Below are 16,878 nucleotides of genomic sequence, written 5' to 3' on the forward strand. Positions count from 1 at the left end.
CTCATGTGGGGAATACTCCTACATCTATACTCTGTCATGTTTTGACTCAGGTCTCGCTATCCCCACACCATGCAAATTTTCAAACGCTTGTTGCGCTGGGCTTTGATCCTGGCCTTTTCCGGTTTGCTCCTGGCAGTTGTCGCGGTGGGTGTGGCGTACTGGCTGATCGCCCCGAGGCTCCCTTCGGTAGCCGAGCTGAAGAACTATCCGATGCAGGTGCCGCTGCGCGTGCTGAGCGCCGACGGCAAGCTGATCGCCAGTTTCGGCGAGACCCGGCGCATTCCGGTGAACATCGAGAACGTGCCGGACCGGCTCAAGCACGCCGTGCTGTCGGCCGAGGATGCGGACTTCTACCACCACCCGGGCGTGGACTGGCACGGCATCGTGCGGGCCGGCTGGCATGTCGTGGTGACCGGCGGCGACAAGGGCCCCGGCGGCTCTACGATCACCCAGCAGGTTGCCCGCAACTTCTTCCTGAGCCCGGAAAAACTGTATTCGCGCAAGCTCACCGAGATCTTCATCGCGTTGCGCATCGAGCACGAGCTCACCAAGGACCAGATCCTCGAGCTGTACCTCAACAAGATGTTCCTCGGCCACCGCTCGTACGGCGTGGCCGCGGCCGCCGAGTACTACTACGGCAAGACGCTGGACCAGCTGACCGTGGCCGAATGCGCGCTGATCGCCTCGACCTTCCAGCTGCCGTCGGTGGTCAATCCGATCAACGGGCAGAAGCGCGCGATCGCCCGGCGCAACTGGGTGCTGGGCGAAATGCTGCGCCACGACTACATCACCAGGGCCGTGTACGAGCAGGCGATCGCCGAGCCGAACCACGCCTACCCGCATGAGCAGCCGATCGAGGTGGATGCCCCTTACCTGGCCGAGATGGTGCGCCGGCAGGTGCTCGACCGCTTCGGCAACGATGCGCTGACCGAAGGCTACGTGGTCAGGACCACGGTGCAGAGCGGCCGCCAGCAGGCTGCCGTGGAAGCCGTGCGCGACGGGCTGATCGCCTATGACCGCCGGCATGGCTGGCGCGGACCGGAAGCCCACCAGGACCTGCCGGCGGGCGCCGGCGAAGCGGATTTCGACGGCCTGCTGGCCAACTACGGCAATGTCTCCGGCATGCAGCCGGGCATCGTCACGGCCAGCGACGCGAAGCAGGCGACCGTCTACCTGTCCAGCCACGAGAGCGTGATACTCGACCTGGCCGGGGTCGGCTGGGCGCGTCCGCACATCAACGACGACCGCGTCGGCGCCACGCCGACCCGCGTCGACAGCGTGCTCAAGCGCGGCGACATCATCCGGCTGGCGCGCGGCGACAAGGGCGAGTGGCAGCTGGCGCAGATCCCCGCTGCACAGGCGGCGCTGACCTCGATCGAGCCCGAGGACGGTTCGATCCAGGCCCTGGTCGGCGGCTTCAACTTCGTGCGCAGCAAGTTCAACCGGGCCGTGATGGCGGCGCGCCAGCCCGGCTCCAGCTTCAAGCCCTACCTGTACTCGGCGGCGTTCGAGCGTGGATTCACCCCGGCCTCGATCGTCAACGACGCGCCGCTCGCCCTGCCCGATCCGTCGCGCCCGAACGGTATCTGGACCCCGTCCAACGACGACGACAAGTTCGCCGGGCCGATGCGCCTGCGCGAAGCGCTGGTGCAGTCGAAGAACCTGGTCTCGGTGCGCCTGCTCGACGCCATCGGCGTGCGCTACATGCGCGAATACGCCACCCGCTTCGGCTTCTCGCAGGACGCGATCCCGGCCAACCTGTCGATGGCGCTGGGCACCGCCTCGGTGTCGCCGATGGGCATGGCCCGCGGTTATGCGGTGTTCGCCAATGGCGGCTACCTGGTCACGCCGTATTTCATCCACGAGATCGACGACCGCAACGGCAAGCCGGTGTACGTCGCCAACCCCGCGCGCGCCTGCCGCAACTGCCAGGAGCGCCTGCTCGACACGCGGCCGCCCGGCCCGCCGCCCGCCGACATGAACCCCACCCCCGCCAACAACATGGCCAGCGCATCATCCGCAGCCCCTGCCGAATCCAGCAGCGTCGACGGCGTCGGCGACGCGGTACTGCCGGCCGACGCGCACGGCGACGGCGCACATCCGCCGGTACTCGCGCCGCGCGTGATCGAGGCACGCAACGACTACCTGGTGACTTCGCTGATGAAGGACGTGATCCTGCGCGGCACCGGCTCGGCCGCGCGTGCGCTGGAGCGCGACGACCTGGCCGGCAAGACCGGCTCCACCAACGACCACCGCGACGCCTGGTTCGTCGGCTTCAACGGGGACTTGTCGACTGCGGTGTGGCTGGGTTTCGACGACTACAGCTCGCTCGGCCGCGGCGAGTTCGGCGCCAAGGCCGCGCTGCCGATCTGGATGTCCTACATGGGCAGCGTCCTGAAAGGCATGCCGTCGAGCACGTTGCCGATGCCGCCGGGAATCAGTACGGTATTGATCAACCGCTACAGCGGCCTGCCCGCCTCGTCGGGCGATCCGGACGGCATCAACGAGATGTTCAAGGTGGAAGACGTCGACCGCCTGCGCAGCCAGGCCGCCCAGCAGAAGGAACAGGACCAGCAGCACGCCTACGACATCTTCTGAGCCTTCGACGCAGCTTCCGGCAAAAAAGGAAGCTGCCGGTTACCGATCGATGAGGAGCGCGCCATGTCCCGAGGCGAACACCACCGCATCCATGCGCACGACCGCCTGCGGCGCAACCGCTTGCGGGTTGCCCAGGAAGCCGCGCGACTGATGAGCGAGCACGGCATCCGCGACTTCCACCACGCCAAGCTGAAGGCCGCCGAGCGGCTCGGCATCCTCGACACGCAGGCGCTGCCGCGCAACCTGGAGATCGAGCAGGCGCTGCGCGAGCACCAGCGCCTGTTCCTCGCCGACAGCCAGCCGCAATTGCTGCGCGAGCGGCGCGAGGCGGCGGTCGAGGCGATGCGTTTTCTCGCCGCGTTCGAACCGCGCCTTGTCGGCGCCGTGCTCGAAGGCACCGCCGACGCGCATTCGGCGGTCTGCCTGCACGTGTACAGCGACGATCCGGAGGCGGTCGTGCTGTACCTGCGCGAACACGGCGTGCCGATCGAGACCCAGGTGCGCCGGCTGCGCTACAGCCGCGACGACCAGCCCGAATACCCGGTGCTGCTGTTCGCCGCCGACGAGCTGCCATTCGATCTCACCGTGCTGCCGCGCGACGCGCTGCGCCAGGCCCCGCTGGACCGCGCCGACGACCGGCCGATGCGGCGCGCCTCGCTGGCCCAGGTGGAAATGCTGCTCGACGAGGACGCCGACGAAACCTTCGAGCAGCGGCTGGGCGCGGCGTTGCGCTGAACCCGGGTTGTCTCCCGCACAAAAAAGCCCCGGCCTTGGCCGGGGCTCTTCATCGGCGCGACGTGGCGGTCAGCGCTTCGCGGTCGTCACGTAGTCGCGTACGCCGGCACCGGTATAGACCTGGCGCGGGCGGCCGATGCGCGACCCGGGCGTTTCGTGCTGTTCGATCCAGTGCGCGATCCAGCCGGCGGTGCGCGCGATCGCGAACATCACGGTGAACATCTCGGTGGGAATGCCCAGCGCCTTGTAGATGATGCCGGAGTAGAAGTCGACGTTCGGATACAGCTTGCGCTCGACGAAATACTCGTCCTTCAGCGCCGCCTCCTCCAGCTTCATCGCCACTTCCAGCAGCGGGTCGTTGACGCCCAGTTCGGCCAGCACCTTGTGGCACATCTCGCGGATGATCTTCGCGCGCGGATCGAAGTTCTTGTACACGCGATGGCCGAAGCCCATCAGGCGGAAGCTGTCGTTCTTGTCCTTCGCGCGCAGGATCGCCGACTCGACGTTGTCCGGCGTGCCGATCTCCTGCAACTGCTTGAGCACGGCCTCGTTGGCGCCGCCATGCGCGGGGCCCCACAGCGCGGTGATGCCGGCGGCGATCGATGCGTACGGGTTCGCACCGGTGGAGCCGACCAGGCGCACGGTCGAGGTGGACGCGTTCTGCTCGTGGTCGGCATGCAGGATGAACAGCAGGTCCAGCGCCTTGGCCGCGACCGGGCTCATCTGCAGCGGCTCGCTCGGCACCTCGAACATCATGTGCAGGAAGCGGTCGACGTACTCCAGGTTGTTGCGCGGATAGCGCATCGGCCAGCCGATCGAATAGCGGTAGCAGGCGGCGGCGATCGTCGGCATCTTGGCGATCAGGCGGATCGCGGCAAGCTTGCGGTCGGCCGGGTCGTCCACGTTGAGGTCGTCGTGGTAGAACGCCGACAGCGAGGCCACCGCGGCGGCCAGCATCGCCATCGGATGCGCGTCGTGGTGGAAGCCCTGGAAGAAGTTCTTCAGCGACTCGTGCAGCATCGTGTGATGCGCGACGTCGTGCTCGAACGTGGCGAACTCGGCCGGCTTCGGCAGCTCGCCGTTGAGCAGCAGGTAGGCCACTTCGAGAAAACTGGAGTTTTCCGCGAGCTGCTCGATCGGGTAGCCGCGGTACAGCAGCACGCCCTGGTCGCCGTCGATGTAGGTGATCGCGCTCCTGGTGCTGGCGGTCGAGCCGTAGCCGGGGTCGTAGGTGAAGTGACCGGTGTCCTTGTACAGCGTGGCGATGTCGATGCACGCCGGACCGAGCGTGCCGCTGACCAGCGGCAGTTCGCTGCTGCGGTTGTTCGACTCATCCACCAGCTTGACGGTCTTGGGATCGGACACGGAAACCTCCTTACATGTGGGTCGTCGCCACCGGCAACCGCGATGGCGGCGCCGGCCGGCGAAGGAATGCCTGGGCATGGCGTGCCGGGGAAAACACGCGATGCAACGGACGCGGTGACGTCAGTTCACTGACCATTATCGCACAAGGTCCCGTTTGCATTCGATGGCGAATGGTCGAATGCCGGGCACGAAAAGACACGGGGCAAGCCTGCGCCTGCCCCGTGTCTCGAATCGGATCTGCGCAGCCAGCGCCAGGCGCCGGCTGCCGCCGTCACTTATTCCTTGACGGAACCCGCGTAGCGGCGACGGAACTTGTCGACACGGCCGCCGACGTCCAGCGTCTTCTGCTTGCCGGTGTAGAACGGGTGCGAATGGCTGGAGATATCCACCTTGATCAGCGGGTACTCGTTGCCGTCCTCCCACTTGATGGTTTCCTTGCTGGACATGGTCGACTTGGTCAGGAACGCGAAGTCGGACGACAGGTCCTGGAACACCACCGGGATGTAGTTCGGATGGATATCAGGCTTCATGGCTGGCTCTAAAGCGGTGGTGAAAAGAGCGGCATTGTAACGAGGAACCTGCTGCGGCTGCAAGTCAGCGGTCAGCCCGGTCGTGTCTCACTTTGAAATCTGGCGTGCCAGCCGATTCCTTGAGCGGTCAGGCATGCGGCTTCATACTGTAGGCATGTCTAATAAGCGCCCACGCGACCCGAACCAGCTAGCCCATCTCATCGCTGCGATAGCGACGGGTGAGGTCGAGGACGTCAAGACAGACGATGGGAAGAACCCGGCTGCGGTCGCGCTGGGGCGTAAGGGGGGGGGCTGAAAGGTGGTGAAGCACGCGCAAAAAAACTGACCGCTAAAGAGCGGTCAGAGATTGCGAAGAAGGCAGCGAAGGCTAGGTGGAAAGCCGACTAATCCTCATGTTTGCCGAAGTCCAACTGCGCGGTTTCGCCGTATCTCGGGTGAACCAGATTCACGTTGTCTCGGAACTGCTGTGGAGTTTTCGACAGCTTGAGAATTGAAACAATCGAGGCAAGGTGCTCGCGCAATTTTGGATGCCCAATGTCGGTGGTTAACCACTGATGCAGCTTGGCCCTCTTCTCGGCCTTGCTCGCAGCCTTCTTCAATTCCGGTAGCAGATCAGGAGCGAGCCTGTTGTAGACCACTTCGTTCGTGATGGTTCCAAAAAATGCAGGCCGCCATTGTGGCCTTTTGTCTTTTGGCGGGTACTCGTATCCGTAAAGACGGAAGAGCTGCTCATAGTAGTCGGACGGAAACGTCTTCAAGTAAGGCTGCAATTCTTTTGCTACGAACGCCTCGAGGATTTTAGCCAAAGCATCCTTCGCGCGATCTTTCTGGTAGCCCGTGGCCTCATCAACTAGAGCGATGATCCCAACACGAGCGAAGCCCCTGAGCAAAATTTCGCATTGGTTCGCGATGTGAGCTTGCTGCGGCCTTAAGGCACTCGCCTGTCGCGCCTCAAGCACGGCCTCGCAAAGGTCCGCGAGGATGGTTGCTTCATAGCCTGTCGCTGCGCTTCCGCCTGTGGGTGCCTGGAAGCGAATTGGCGTTTTCATCCTGCTCGCTAAGTCGTTGGAAATAAAAGGGGATATGGCTTTTCCTGACACAAAACTAGTCAGTCGATCACCCTCACCACCTCCGGCGCTGCCAATCGACATTCCCAGTGCCTTTGTCATTCCGCCAAGGGAGAGTACGCGGCGCCCGTCCTCAAGCACATAACAAGGGATTTCGACGTTTCCGATCCTAAGCGGGTGCTCGCTAGATCCATGCGTTGCTTTTGGCAACATCGCCCGTTCGCGCCGCGCCTCAACACCCTTGAGTGAGATCGCCTTACGTTGTTCAGCGGATAACGCCTTAGCCCGAGCTTCCCCACCGGCTGACTTTCCAAGCCCCTTTGCTGTGCTCATTTCAGTTCCTTGCATTGCTCATGGTGCAAGTATGTTACTTGTATTTATCAAAAATGCAAGTAAACTAACTGAACTATATGCTTGAGCGACAACAATGAACCGCATGTCCAACCAAGAGCGCGCCAAAATCCTCGGTTTCCTCGTTGAAGGAATGAGCCTGCGTGCGGCTTCCCGCTTGGCGGACTGTTCCATCAACACCGTGACAAAGCTGCTTGTGGACGTTGGCGTGGCCTGCGCCGAGTACCAAGACAAGGCGCTGCGCAATCTGCCGTGCAAGCGCATCCAGTGCGACGAAATCTGGTCGTTCGTCGGCGCCAAGCAGAAGAACGTGAGCGCGAAGGCGAGTTCGGCGTAGGCGACGTGTGGACATGGACGGCCATCTGTGCCGATACCAAGATCATTGCTTCGTGGATGGTTGGCGACCGTGGTGCTGCCGCTGCAAACGCCTTTATCGCTGACCTGGCTAGCCGGCTGTCTAACCGCATCCAGCTCACCACGGACGGCCATCGCGTCTACGTGAATGCAGTCGAGCGGGCATTCGGCGGGGACATCGACTACGCCATGCTGGTGAAGGTCTACGGTGAAGGCCCAGCATCGCACGAGCGCAAGTACAGCCCGAGCGAGCATATCGGAACCGAGACGGTACGCATTGAGGGCGAACCTGATCCAGCCCATATCTCGACAAGCTATGTCGAGCGCCAGAACCTGACCATGCGCATGTCGATGCGCCGCTTCACGCGACTGACCAACGCTTTCAGCAAAAAAGTGGACAACCACATGGCGGCGGTTGCGCTGCATTTCATGCATTACAACTTCGGCCGCATCCATAAGAGCCTGCGGGTCACGCCTGCGATGGAAGCTGGCGTGTCTGATCATGTATGGTCGCTGGAAGAGATTGCGGCCCTTGTGCCAGAACCGGAGTCTAAGCCCCGCGGTCCTTACAAAAAGAAAGCCGCCTGATAGGCGGCTTACAAAGTGTTCGTTGCAGCGACAAATCAGCCGGCTAGCTCTTGGCTGCGCTCACAACGAGCAATGGCTTGTTCTATGTGTCCGCTGATGATGTGCAGCTCTGACAGAATTTCATTCGCCAGAGCAATGCAATCCTGCCTGCTCTTGGGTTCTGCCAAGGCATGCAGATCAAAGTTCAGGCTAGTCATGTACATGATCCTTCCTCCGGTTAACGCTTTTTAAAACTTCGACTGCTTTTTCAGCTCGTCGATCACTCTTTCGTAATCTTCCTTGTTGTGTCCATCGCAAGCTGCCGCCAGCTCGCTCATCTTAAGGATGCATTGCTTTGAATTTATGGCATCTCGCGCTTCTTCGTAGCCTAAAAGTTTGCTGTCTAGCAACTTGGACAACGCAAAGTCGACAAATTCAAAACCAGCTATCACTTCTTCCAAGCTTGGGTTCAGGTTCTCCTTGAACGCAACGAAATCAAACTTGTTGTGAGCTTCCAGTAGCCGGTTGACTTGTACGATGACACCGTTCCAAATCTGACCAAGGAGTTCAGCTAGGATGTCAGTCTGAACTTCCGTATTCTCTTCAACATTCATGATCGCCCCTTTGACAACAAAGCCGCCCAAAGAGGCGGCCGTCAGACTCTACTTGCAGCTCGGCCGCTTTCGATCATGTATCTGATGATAGCAGGTTTTGTGTTTCCTACCACATCCGAAAGTCATATCAAGCACTGGATGTTAAGCGTTCAGCTTCATGACGCTTAAAGACCAAACCCCTTCGTTTTCATAACTTTGGGGCGACCTTAAGAATTTTCAAACTGAGGCACTACCGTCAGCCCGGACACCCAGCGCACGCCGCACCATCGCGGCAAAGCGGGCCTGGTCCACCTCCAGCACGATGTTCGCCTGGGCCGGCCGGCCCAGGCGCGCACTCCAGTCGACCACGGTGGCGCCGCGGGTCAGGCGGCCGTCCAGTTCCACCGCCACCGCCCGGGTCTCGCGCCGGGTGACGATCGAAGGGTCGAGCGCCACCGCCATCGCCAGCGCGTCGGCTGCCACCAGTCCTTGGCGATCGTGCTTCGTGTTGTAGCGGCGCGCCGTGGTCACGATCTTGCCGAAGAAGTCCGCACGCCGATCGCCGGCGGCCAGCCAGCGATCGAACTCGGCATCGTCGAAGGCATGCCGCAGGGTGGCTTCCCAGTCGACCAGGTCGAACGCGGGAAACGCCTCGAACACCACGTGCGCCGCCTCCGGGTCGAAGCCGATGTTGAACTCGGCCGGCACCTTGCCGGTATTGCCGTGGCCGGTGACCGCGCCGCCCATCACCACCAGCCGCGCCACCCGTTCGGGCAACGTCGGATCGAGCCGCAACGCCAACGCCAGGTTGGTCAACGGACCCAGCGCCACCAGGGTCAGCTCGCCCGGCCGCTCGCGGGTCAGCCGCAGCAGCGCCAGTGCGGCCGGTTCGTCGGCCAGCGCGGCGGCCGGTTCGGGGAAACCGACGTCGCCGAAGCCGTCCTCGCCGTGCACGAACGCGGCGTCCTCGTCCGGCGCGCGCACCAGCGGCGCGGCGCAGCCGGCGAACACCGGCGTGGCCGCGCCGGCCAGGTCGACCAGGGTGCGCGCATTGCGCACGGTATGGGCGAGGCCCACGTTGCCGGCGGCGATGCTGAGGCCGGCGATGTCGGCATGCGCGTAGGCCATCAGGATGGCCAGCGCGTCATCGACGCCGGGATCGGTATCGATCAGGAGTTGCGGTTTGCTCATGGTGCGTCATCTTGGTTCAACGGATCAGTGTATTGGGAGGGGAATCGAAAATGGGGAATCGGAATGGAAAAGCCACGGAGTACCGTGCGGCACCAGTTTTCGCCATTCCCGGTTCCCTACTCCCCATCCCCGGCAACTCACGCATGCGCGTAGCGCGCGGCGCCGCCGATCCAGCGCTCGATCAGCTGCCCGGTCTGCCGCGGGTGTTCGGCCAGCATGTGTTCGCCGACCTGCTGTACCGCCGGCAAAAGGTGCGCGTCGCGGGCGAGGTCGGCGATGCGGAAGCTGAGCTGGCCGGTCTGGCGGGTGCCCAGCACTTCGCCCGGGCCGCGCAGTTCGAGATCCTTCTCCGCGATGCGGAAGCCGTCGTTGGTGTCGCGCATCACCTGCAGCCGTTCGCGCGCCAGCTGGCCCAGCGGCGGCTGGTACAGCAGCACGCAATTGGAGGCCACCGCGCCACGGCCGACCCGCCCGCGCAGCTGGTGCAACTGGGCCAGCCCCAGCCGCTCGCTGTTCTCGATCACCATCAGGCTGGCGTTCGGCACGTCCATGCCGACCTCGATCACCGTGGTCGCCACCAGCACGGCCAGCGCGCCGGCCTTGAACGCGTCCATCACCGCCTGCTTTTCCTTCGGCTTCATGCGGCCGTGGATCAGGCCGACCTTGAAGCCGGCCAGCGCGGCGGAGAGTTCCGCGTGCGCCACTTCGGCCGCCTGCGCGCGCAATTGCTCGGATTCCTCGATCAGGGTGCATACCCAGTACGCCTGGCGCCCTTCGCCGCAGGCGGCGTGGATGCGCTCGATCACCTCGATCCGCCGCGCGTTCGAGATCGCGATGGTCTGCACCGGTGTGCGCCCGGGCGGCAGTTCGTCGATCGACGAGACGTCGAGGTCGGCGTACGCGCTCATCGCCAGCGTGCGCGGGATCGGCGTGGCGGTCAACACCAGTTGGTGCGGCACCAGCTCGCCATCCTTGCCCTTGTCGCGCAGCGCCAGCCGCTGCTGCACGCCGAAGCGATGCTGCTCGTCGACGATCACCAGGCCGAGCCGCGCAAACGCCACGCCCTCCTGCATCAGCGCATGCGTGCCGACCACCACCGGCGCACCCTCGGCCACCCGCGCCAGCGCCTGCTTGCGTGCCTTGCCGGTGACCTTGCCGGCCAGCCACGCCACCTCGACGCCGAGCGGCTGCAGCCAGTGCCGGAAATTATGCAGGTGCTGTTCGGCCAGCAGTTCGGTCGGCGCCATCAGCGCAACCTGATATCCCGATTCCACCGCCGCCAGCGCCGCCAGCGCCGCGACCACGGTCTTGCCGCTGCCGACGTCGCCCTGCACCAGCCGCAGCATCGGCCGGGGTCGTGCCAGGTCGCGCTCGACTTCACTGCTGACCCGCTGCTGCGCGGCGGTCAGGCGAAACGGCAACCCGGCAAGCAATGGCCGGCGCAGAGCGCCGCTGCCCTCCAGTTTCGGCGCATGCCGACGCCGCAGCGCCGCGCGCATGCGCTTCAGGCTCAGGTGCTGGGTCAGCAATTCCTCGAACGCCAGTCGCTGCTGTGCCGGATGCTGGCCCAGCATGAGCTGGCCCAGATGGGCGTCCGGCGGCGGCCGGTGCACGTACAGCAGCGCATCGCGCAGTGACGTGAGGCCGTGCCTGGCGCACAACTCGGGTGGGATCAGCTCCAGTTGCGCGGCCGGCGGCAGCAGCGCCAGCGCCTTGCCGATCACCCCGGCCAGCCGTTTCGGGCCCAGCCCCTCGGTGGTCGGATAGACCGGGCTGAGCAACTCGTCGACCGCGGCGGCTGCATCGCCGCTCAGGCGCTGGTAGTTCGGGTGCACCATCTCCAGCCCCTGCGCACCGTGCCGTACTTCGCCGTAGCAGAGCAGACGCGTCCCCGGCAGCAACTGCTCGGCCTGCGCCCGGTTGAAGTGGAAGAAGCGCAGCAGCAGGGTCTGCCGGCTGGCGTCGCCGATCGCCACCTTCAGTTGCGGGCGGTAGCGAAAGCCGCGCTCGACCGCTTCGACCACGCCTTCGACCTGCGCCCGATCGCCCACGCGCAGATCGGCGATCGCGGTGATCCGGGTCTTGTCCTCGTAGCGCAGCGGCAGGTGGAACCACAGGTCCTGCACCCGCTCCAACCCGAGCCTGGCCAGCGACGCGGCCAGCGCCGGGCCGACACCCGGCAGCGCGCCAACCGGCGCGATGCCCGGATCGGTGCCGACGGTGGAAGCGGGACGGGCGGCGCGGGTGACCATGGCCTGCAAGCCTAACCGAGCACCGTCTCTTGTCGTAAGCCGGACGCCGACACCCAGTGTCGGCGTGGGGCGCCGACCGGGCTCAGTCCAATACCATCACCGCGTCGACTTCGACCTGCGCCGCCTTCGGCAGGCCGGACACTTCGATGGTGGAGCGCGCCGGGTACGGCTGCTGGAAGTATTCGGCCATCACCGCATTGACAGCGGCGAAGTTCGTCAGGTCGGTGACGTAGATGCCGACGCGCACGATCTGCGCCAGCGAGCCGCCGGCCGCCGCGGCCACCGCGGTGAGGTTGTCGAACACCCGCCGCGTCTGCGCCGTGATGTCGCCCTCGACCAGCGCGCCGGTGCCCGGGTCCAGCGGAATCTGGCCGGAGAAGTACACGGTATTGCCGGCACGCACGGCCTGCGAATACGGGCCGATCGCGGCGGGGGCTTTCTCGGTGGAGATGATGCTGCGGGACATGGATGGCCTCGTCGGGATTCGTGATTCTGGAAGATTACCGTGTCGCGGCTCCCGTGCACACATTCCGGCACGTCGGGGCCCCGAACGAATCCCCAATCCCGAATCACAAAGGATAGCGATAGGCGCCGCTGACCACGCCGGTGCGGCGCACGCGGCGGATCACGTCGGCCAGGTGCTTGCGGCTCTTCACTTCCATCGCGAACAGCAAGGTCGCGGCGGCGGAATCGCGCTCGACGTATTCCACGTTCTCGATGTTCGAGTCGGCGGCGGCGATCGCGGCGGCCACGGTGGCCAGCACGCCGGGGCGGTTGATCACCTCGATGCGCAGCTCGGCGCGGTAGTCGCCCTGCACGTCGCGGTCCCACTCGATCGCCACGCAACGCTCGGGCGACTTGCGCAGCTCGACCACGTTCGGGCACTCCTCGCGGTGCACCACGATGCCCTTGCCCGAGGACAGGTAGCCGATGATGTCGTCGCCCGGCAGCGGATGGCAGCAATTGGCGAAGCTGAGCACGCCGCGCTCGGCGCCGGTGATGCGGATCTTCTCGTGCGCGTGCGCCGACGCGTGCGGCTTGCCCGCCTTCTTGCCGCGCGACGCCAGCAGCTGGCTGGCGACCACGTCGGGCATGCGGTTGCCCAGCGCGATGTCGGACAGCAGTTCCTCCAGCCGCTTCAGCTTGGAGGTTTCCAGGAAGCGGTCCAGCACCGCCGGCGGAATCCCGTCCAGGCTGCTGCCCTGCGCGTCCAGCGCGCGATCGAGCATGCGGTGGCCGAAGTCCACCGCATCCTCATGCTGCAGGTGTTTCAGGTACTGCCGGATCGCGGTGCGCGCCTTGCCGGTGACGACCACTTCCAGCCAGGCCGGGTTCGGCACCGCCGACGGCGCGGTGATGATCTCCACCAGCTGCCCCGACTCCAGCTTCGCGCGCAGCGGCAGCAGCTTCTTGTCGACTCGCGCGGCCACCGCGTGATCACCCACGTCGGTGTGCACGGCGTAGGCGAAATCCAGCGCGGTGGCGTTGCGCGGCAGCGACAGGATGTCGCCGCGCGGGGTGAACAGGTAGACCTCGTCGGGGAACAGGTCGATCTTGACGTTCTCGATGAACTCCGACGACGACACCGTGCTCGCCGAGCTGTCGACCAGCGAGGACAGCCATTCGCGCGCCCGTGCCTGCGCGCTGTTGGCCGGGCCCGAATCGGTCTTGTAGGCCCAGTGCGCGGCCACGCCGCGCTCGGCCACCGAATCCATCTCGGCGGTGCGGATCTGCACCTCGATCGGCGCACCGAACGGACCCAGCAGCACGGTATGCAGCGACTGGTAGCCGTTCGCCTTCGGGATGGCGATGAAATCCTTGAAGCGGCGATCGACCGGCTTGTACAGCGCGTGCACCACGCCGAGCGCCATGTAGCAGCTCATCGCGCTGTCGACGACCACACGGAAGCCGTAGACGTCCATCAACTGCGCGAAGCTCTTGTGGTCGCCGCGCATCTTCGAATAGATGCTCCACGGCGACTTGATCCGGCCGACCACGCGGGCCGGCAGGTGGTCGGCGGCCAGCCGCGCGGACAGCGCCGCCTCGATCTTGCCCATCGCCTCGCGGCGGTTGCCCAGCGCGGCGCGGATGCGCTCGCTGATCACCCGGTAGCGGTCCGGGTACAGCGCGCGGAAGCCCAGGTCCTGCAGCTCCGCCTTGAACTTGTTCATGCCCAGGCGCTGCGCGATCGGCGCGTAGATCTCCAGCGTCTCGCGCGCGATGCGGCGGCGCGAGGGCGCGTCCTTGGCGCCCAGCGTGCGCATGTTGTGCAAGCGGTCGGACAGCTTGATCAGGATCACCCGGATGTCGCGCGCCATCGCCAGCAGCATCTTGCGGAAACTTTCCGCGTCCGCCTCCTGGCGGCTGCCGAAGCGCATCTTGTCCAGCTTGGTGACGCCGTCCACCAGCTCGGCCACCACTTCGCCGAACTCGGCGGCCAGCGTCTCGCGGCTGAGCTCGGTGTCTTCCAGGGTGTCGTGCAGGATCGCCGCGATGATCGTCTCGGCATCCAGACCCAGTTCGGCAAGGATGCCGGCCACCGCCACCGGATGGGTGATGTACGGCTCGCCGCTCTTGCGCTCCTGCCCGGCGTGCGCCTGCGCGCCGATCTGGAACGCGCGCAGCACGCGCTCGACCTGCGCGTCGGGCAGGTAGGCAATACGCTCTTTCAGCGCCAGCGCATACGGCGGCAGCGCGGACAGGTCGACCGTGGCGGAGTGGGTGGCCGCAGTCATCGGTGCCTGCGCCTGGTCAGGCGCTTACCTCGTGGCAGAAACTTCCAACGGTTGCCGGATGCGCGCAGTCCGTCGCACCGGACGCGCCGGTGCGGCGGGTGCGCGTGCTACAGCAACCGCCGTCCATCAGTCGTCGCCGCCCTTGGACAGGTCGTCGTCGACCTCGGCCGCGGCCCACTCCAGCGCTTCGCGCTCGGCGCGCTCGCGCTCGGCCTTGTCGATCTGGTCGATCGTGGCCTGGTCGATGCGGCGGGCGGCGATCTCGCGCAGCGCCAGCACGGTCGGCTTGTCGTGATCGGGGTTGACGGCCGGCTCGGCGCCCTTTTCCAGCTGGCGCGCACGCTTGGTCGCCATCAATACCAGCTCGAAACGGTTGTCGACCACCTCGAGGCAGTCCTCCACGGTAATACGTGCCATGCGAATTCCTTAGGGAATAGTGACTTATATGATCTGACAGTGTAGCCAGCGGGTGCTTTGCTGGCAATGCGCGCGACGCGTATCATGGCGGGCTGGCCGCGGAGCCGGCACGCACCTCATGGAAGCAGGCTGAAAGCCGTGCACGATATAAAACCAGACAGTACACTTACTGTCCTCCCGACGCGAACCCCCGCACCGATGCCCTCACCGCTTCGATTTCCCTTATTGAGCCGTTGGTTGCCCGTGCTCGCGGTCGCGCTGCTGGCCGGCTGCACCATCGCCAAGCCACGCACCGACGACCCGCTGGAGAAGTACAACCGCGGCGCGTACAAATTCAACGACGCGGTGGACCAGGCGGTGATCCGGCCGGTCGCGCTGGGTTACCGCAAGGTGACCAACCCGCCCGTACGGCGTTCGTTCAGCGATTTCTTCACCAATATCCGGATGCCGGTCACGGTCGCCAACGACTTGCTGCAGGCGCGCCCGAAGCAGGCGTTGCAAAGCACCGGCCGCTTCCTGGTGAACCTGACCCTGGGCATCGGCGGCTTCTTCGATCCGGCCAGCCAACTCGGCCTGCCGCTGGAAGATAACGACTTCGGCATCACCCTGGCGCGCTGGGGCGCGCCGGAAGGCGACTACCTGGTGCTGCCGCTGCTGGGCCCGAGCACCGCGCGCGACATCTGGCAGCGGCCGGTGGACAGCTACTTCTTCGATCCGCTGACCCTGTTCGCCGGCAACCACCATTACAACGGCCTGCAATACCTGCCGCAGGCGATGTACCTGGTGACGATCCGTTCGCGCGCGATCGACGCGGAGGGTTTCCTGCAGTCCGCCTACGATCCTTACGTGTTCATCCGCGACGCGTATCGGCAACAGCGCCTGTACAAGATCTACGACGGCAATCCGCCGGTCGAGATCATTCAGCAGATGCAGGGGCTGGACGAGCAGAACTTCGACCCCGAGGAACTGCTGGACCAGCAGCACCAGTGGGAAAGCAAGCATCCGGGCAAGACGACCCAGCAGCCATAGGCGGGTACCGGACCGACACGAAGAAGGGGCCGCAAGGCCCCTTCTTCGTTGCTGCCTTCCGCAGGCGATCAGGCGATCAGGCGATCAGGCGATCGACCTCGCAGACCTGCGCCAGCGCCTGCATGCCGGCCGGCATGTGCACGACCTGCAACGCCTGTCCGCGCCGGGCAGCCTCGGCCGCAACCGCCAGCACGCAGGCGAGCCCGGCGCTGTCGCTGTGGCGCACGCCGGCCAGATCAAGATGCGACACGGAACCGCCGGCCAGGGCGGACTGGATCGCCTGCAACGCCGCCGCCGCGGTGTCGAAACTCAGCTCGCCGCGCACACCCAGGGTACCGGGCGTGCCGGTGTCCAGCTGGAACCCGTGTCCGGCCGTATCCGTCACGGCTTGTCCTTGTTGTCCTTGGCCATCGTCTCCAGCGCCTTGGAACCCTGGGTCTCGAGGTTGGTGATCAACTGGTCGATGCCGACCTTGCGGATTTCCGCGTCCACCTGGTTGCGGTAGTTGGTGACGTAGGAGATGCCCTCGATGATCACGTCATAGGCCTTCCAGTCGCCGCTGCGGCCCTTGCGGAACGCATAGTCGATCGACACCAGCTTGCCGTCGTCCAGCACCACCTGGGTACGCACCACGGTGCGCTTGTCGTTGAGGTCGCCCTTGAACGGCAACACCTTGACCCGGCCACGGGTGTAGTTGAGCAGGCCCTCGGCGTAACGATGCGTGATCGAGTTGTAGAACGCCCGCGCGAAGCGCTCGCGCTGCGCCGGGGTGGCTTCGCGCGCATGCTGGCCAAGCACCAGGATCGAGGCGTAGTCGATGTCGAAGTGCGGCAGGAACACCTCGTCGATGACGCTGATCAGCTTTTCCTGGTTCTTCTTCAGTTCGTCGCGATGCCCCTCGATTGCCGTGGCCAGCTGGTCGGCAATGGTCTGCACGACCTCCACCGGGGCCTGCTGGGCGGCGGCCGGTGCGGCAACATCCGCCTGGGCGAACGCCGGAACGGCGATGACGGTGCCAAACGCGATGGCGGTGGCAAGAGCCAGTCTGCGCAACATGGGTCACTCCTTCAGCAGAACCGGCTCGGCGAGCCGGT

At 65.1% G+C, this 16,878-nt stretch carries 15 protein-coding genes and 1 pseudogene; 4 read left to right on the forward strand and 12 right to left on the reverse strand.

Translation table 11 applies throughout. The features are described 5' to 3' along the window. Positions 1-69 precede the first annotated feature (69 nt). Together KK131_RS05885 and KK131_RS05890 are read left to right on the forward strand one after the other, a co-directional pair. Complete coding sequence (locus KK131_RS05885; protein WP_214555756.1) at positions 70-2,598, forward strand: penicillin-binding protein 1A; 2,529 nt, start codon at positions 70-72, stop codon at positions 2,596-2,598. 63 nt (positions 2,599-2,661) lie between these two features. Next, positions 2,662-3,333: a hypothetical protein gene (locus KK131_RS05890; RefSeq protein ID WP_214555757.1), complete on the forward strand. Its 672-nt coding sequence runs from the start codon at positions 2,662-2,664 to the stop codon at positions 3,331-3,333. A 69-nt stretch (positions 3,334-3,402) separates the two neighbouring features. Here the strand turns inward: KK131_RS05890 and KK131_RS05895 are convergent, their stop codons facing one another. The 3 genes from KK131_RS05895 to KK131_RS05905 form a co-directional block, all read right to left on the reverse strand. Further along, a complete protein-coding gene (locus tag KK131_RS05895; protein WP_214555758.1) occupies positions 3,403-4,698 on the reverse strand; it encodes a citrate synthase in 1,296 nt (431 codons plus the stop codon). Between the two features lie 275 nt (positions 4,699-4,973). Further along, the gene (locus KK131_RS05900) at positions 4,974-5,228 is read right to left on the reverse strand and encodes a type B 50S ribosomal protein L31 (protein WP_108471973.1); all 255 of its coding nucleotides are present in this window, start codon (positions 5,226-5,228) and stop codon (positions 4,974-4,976) included. A gap of 383 nt (positions 5,229-5,611) precedes the next feature. Continuing rightward, the gene (locus tag KK131_RS05905; RefSeq protein WP_214555759.1) at positions 5,612-6,628 is read right to left on the reverse strand and encodes a P63C domain-containing protein; all 1,017 of its coding nucleotides are present in this window, start codon (positions 6,626-6,628) and stop codon (positions 5,612-5,614) included. Between the two features lie 94 nt (positions 6,629-6,722). Here KK131_RS05905 and KK131_RS05910 point away from each other — a divergent pair. Continuing rightward, positions 6,723-7,588 (forward strand): annotated as a pseudogene (locus KK131_RS05910) (IS1 family transposase). A gap of 35 nt (positions 7,589-7,623) precedes the next feature. Here the strand turns inward: KK131_RS05910 and KK131_RS05915 are convergent. The 7 genes from KK131_RS05915 to rpoZ form a co-directional block, all read right to left on the reverse strand. Then, positions 7,624-7,785 (reverse strand): hypothetical protein, encoded by a 162-nt coding sequence (locus tag KK131_RS05915; protein ID WP_214556719.1) that lies wholly within the window; start codon positions 7,783-7,785, stop codon positions 7,624-7,626. Between the two features lie 30 nt (positions 7,786-7,815). Then, positions 7,816-8,181: a hypothetical protein gene (locus KK131_RS05920; protein ID WP_214555760.1), complete on the reverse strand. Its 366-nt coding sequence runs from the start codon at positions 8,179-8,181 to the stop codon at positions 7,816-7,818. Positions 8,182-8,397: 216 nt separating this feature from the next. After that, on the reverse strand, positions 8,398-9,351 hold the full coding sequence (locus KK131_RS05925) for a nucleoside hydrolase (RefSeq protein ID WP_214555761.1): 954 nt from the start codon (positions 9,349-9,351) through the stop codon (positions 8,398-8,400). Between the two features lie 137 nt (positions 9,352-9,488). Then, on the reverse strand, positions 9,489-11,603 hold the full coding sequence (gene recG / locus KK131_RS05930; protein WP_214555762.1) for an ATP-dependent DNA helicase RecG: 2,115 nt from the start codon (positions 11,601-11,603) through the stop codon (positions 9,489-9,491). 82 nt (positions 11,604-11,685) lie between these two features. Further along, positions 11,686-12,069, reverse strand: coding sequence for a RidA family protein (locus KK131_RS05935; protein ID WP_214555763.1), 384 nt, complete (start codon positions 12,067-12,069; stop codon positions 11,686-11,688). Between the two features lie 103 nt (positions 12,070-12,172). Then, positions 12,173-14,338: a bifunctional (p)ppGpp synthetase/guanosine-3',5'-bis(diphosphate) 3'-pyrophosphohydrolase gene (locus KK131_RS05940; RefSeq protein WP_214555764.1), complete on the reverse strand. Its 2,166-nt coding sequence runs from the start codon at positions 14,336-14,338 to the stop codon at positions 12,173-12,175. Between the two features lie 126 nt (positions 14,339-14,464). Next, positions 14,465-14,755: a DNA-directed RNA polymerase subunit omega gene (rpoZ, locus tag KK131_RS05945; RefSeq protein WP_007509529.1), complete on the reverse strand. Its 291-nt coding sequence runs from the start codon at positions 14,753-14,755 to the stop codon at positions 14,465-14,467. Between the two features lie 198 nt (positions 14,756-14,953). On the opposite strand from rpoZ, the gene KK131_RS05950 reads away from it, so the two are divergent. Beyond that, a complete protein-coding gene (locus tag KK131_RS05950) occupies positions 14,954-15,784 on the forward strand; it encodes a VacJ family lipoprotein (protein WP_214555765.1) in 831 nt (276 codons plus the stop codon). Between the two features lie 76 nt (positions 15,785-15,860). On the opposite strand, the gene KK131_RS05955 is transcribed toward KK131_RS05950, so the two are convergent. Next, positions 15,861-16,169, reverse strand: coding sequence for an STAS domain-containing protein (locus KK131_RS05955; RefSeq protein WP_214555766.1), 309 nt, complete (start codon positions 16,167-16,169; stop codon positions 15,861-15,863). Beyond that, positions 16,166-16,840, reverse strand: coding sequence for an ABC transporter substrate-binding protein (locus KK131_RS05960; protein ID WP_214555767.1), 675 nt, complete (start codon positions 16,838-16,840; stop codon positions 16,166-16,168). The genes KK131_RS05955 and KK131_RS05960 overlap by 4 nt, the downstream gene beginning before the upstream one ends. Between the last annotated feature and the right edge of the window lie 38 nt (positions 16,841-16,878).

Origin of the sequence: Rhodanobacter sp. LX-99, assembly GCF_018599185.1 — a bacterium.
Taxonomy (GTDB): Bacteria; Pseudomonadota; Gammaproteobacteria; order Xanthomonadales; family Rhodanobacteraceae; genus Rhodanobacter.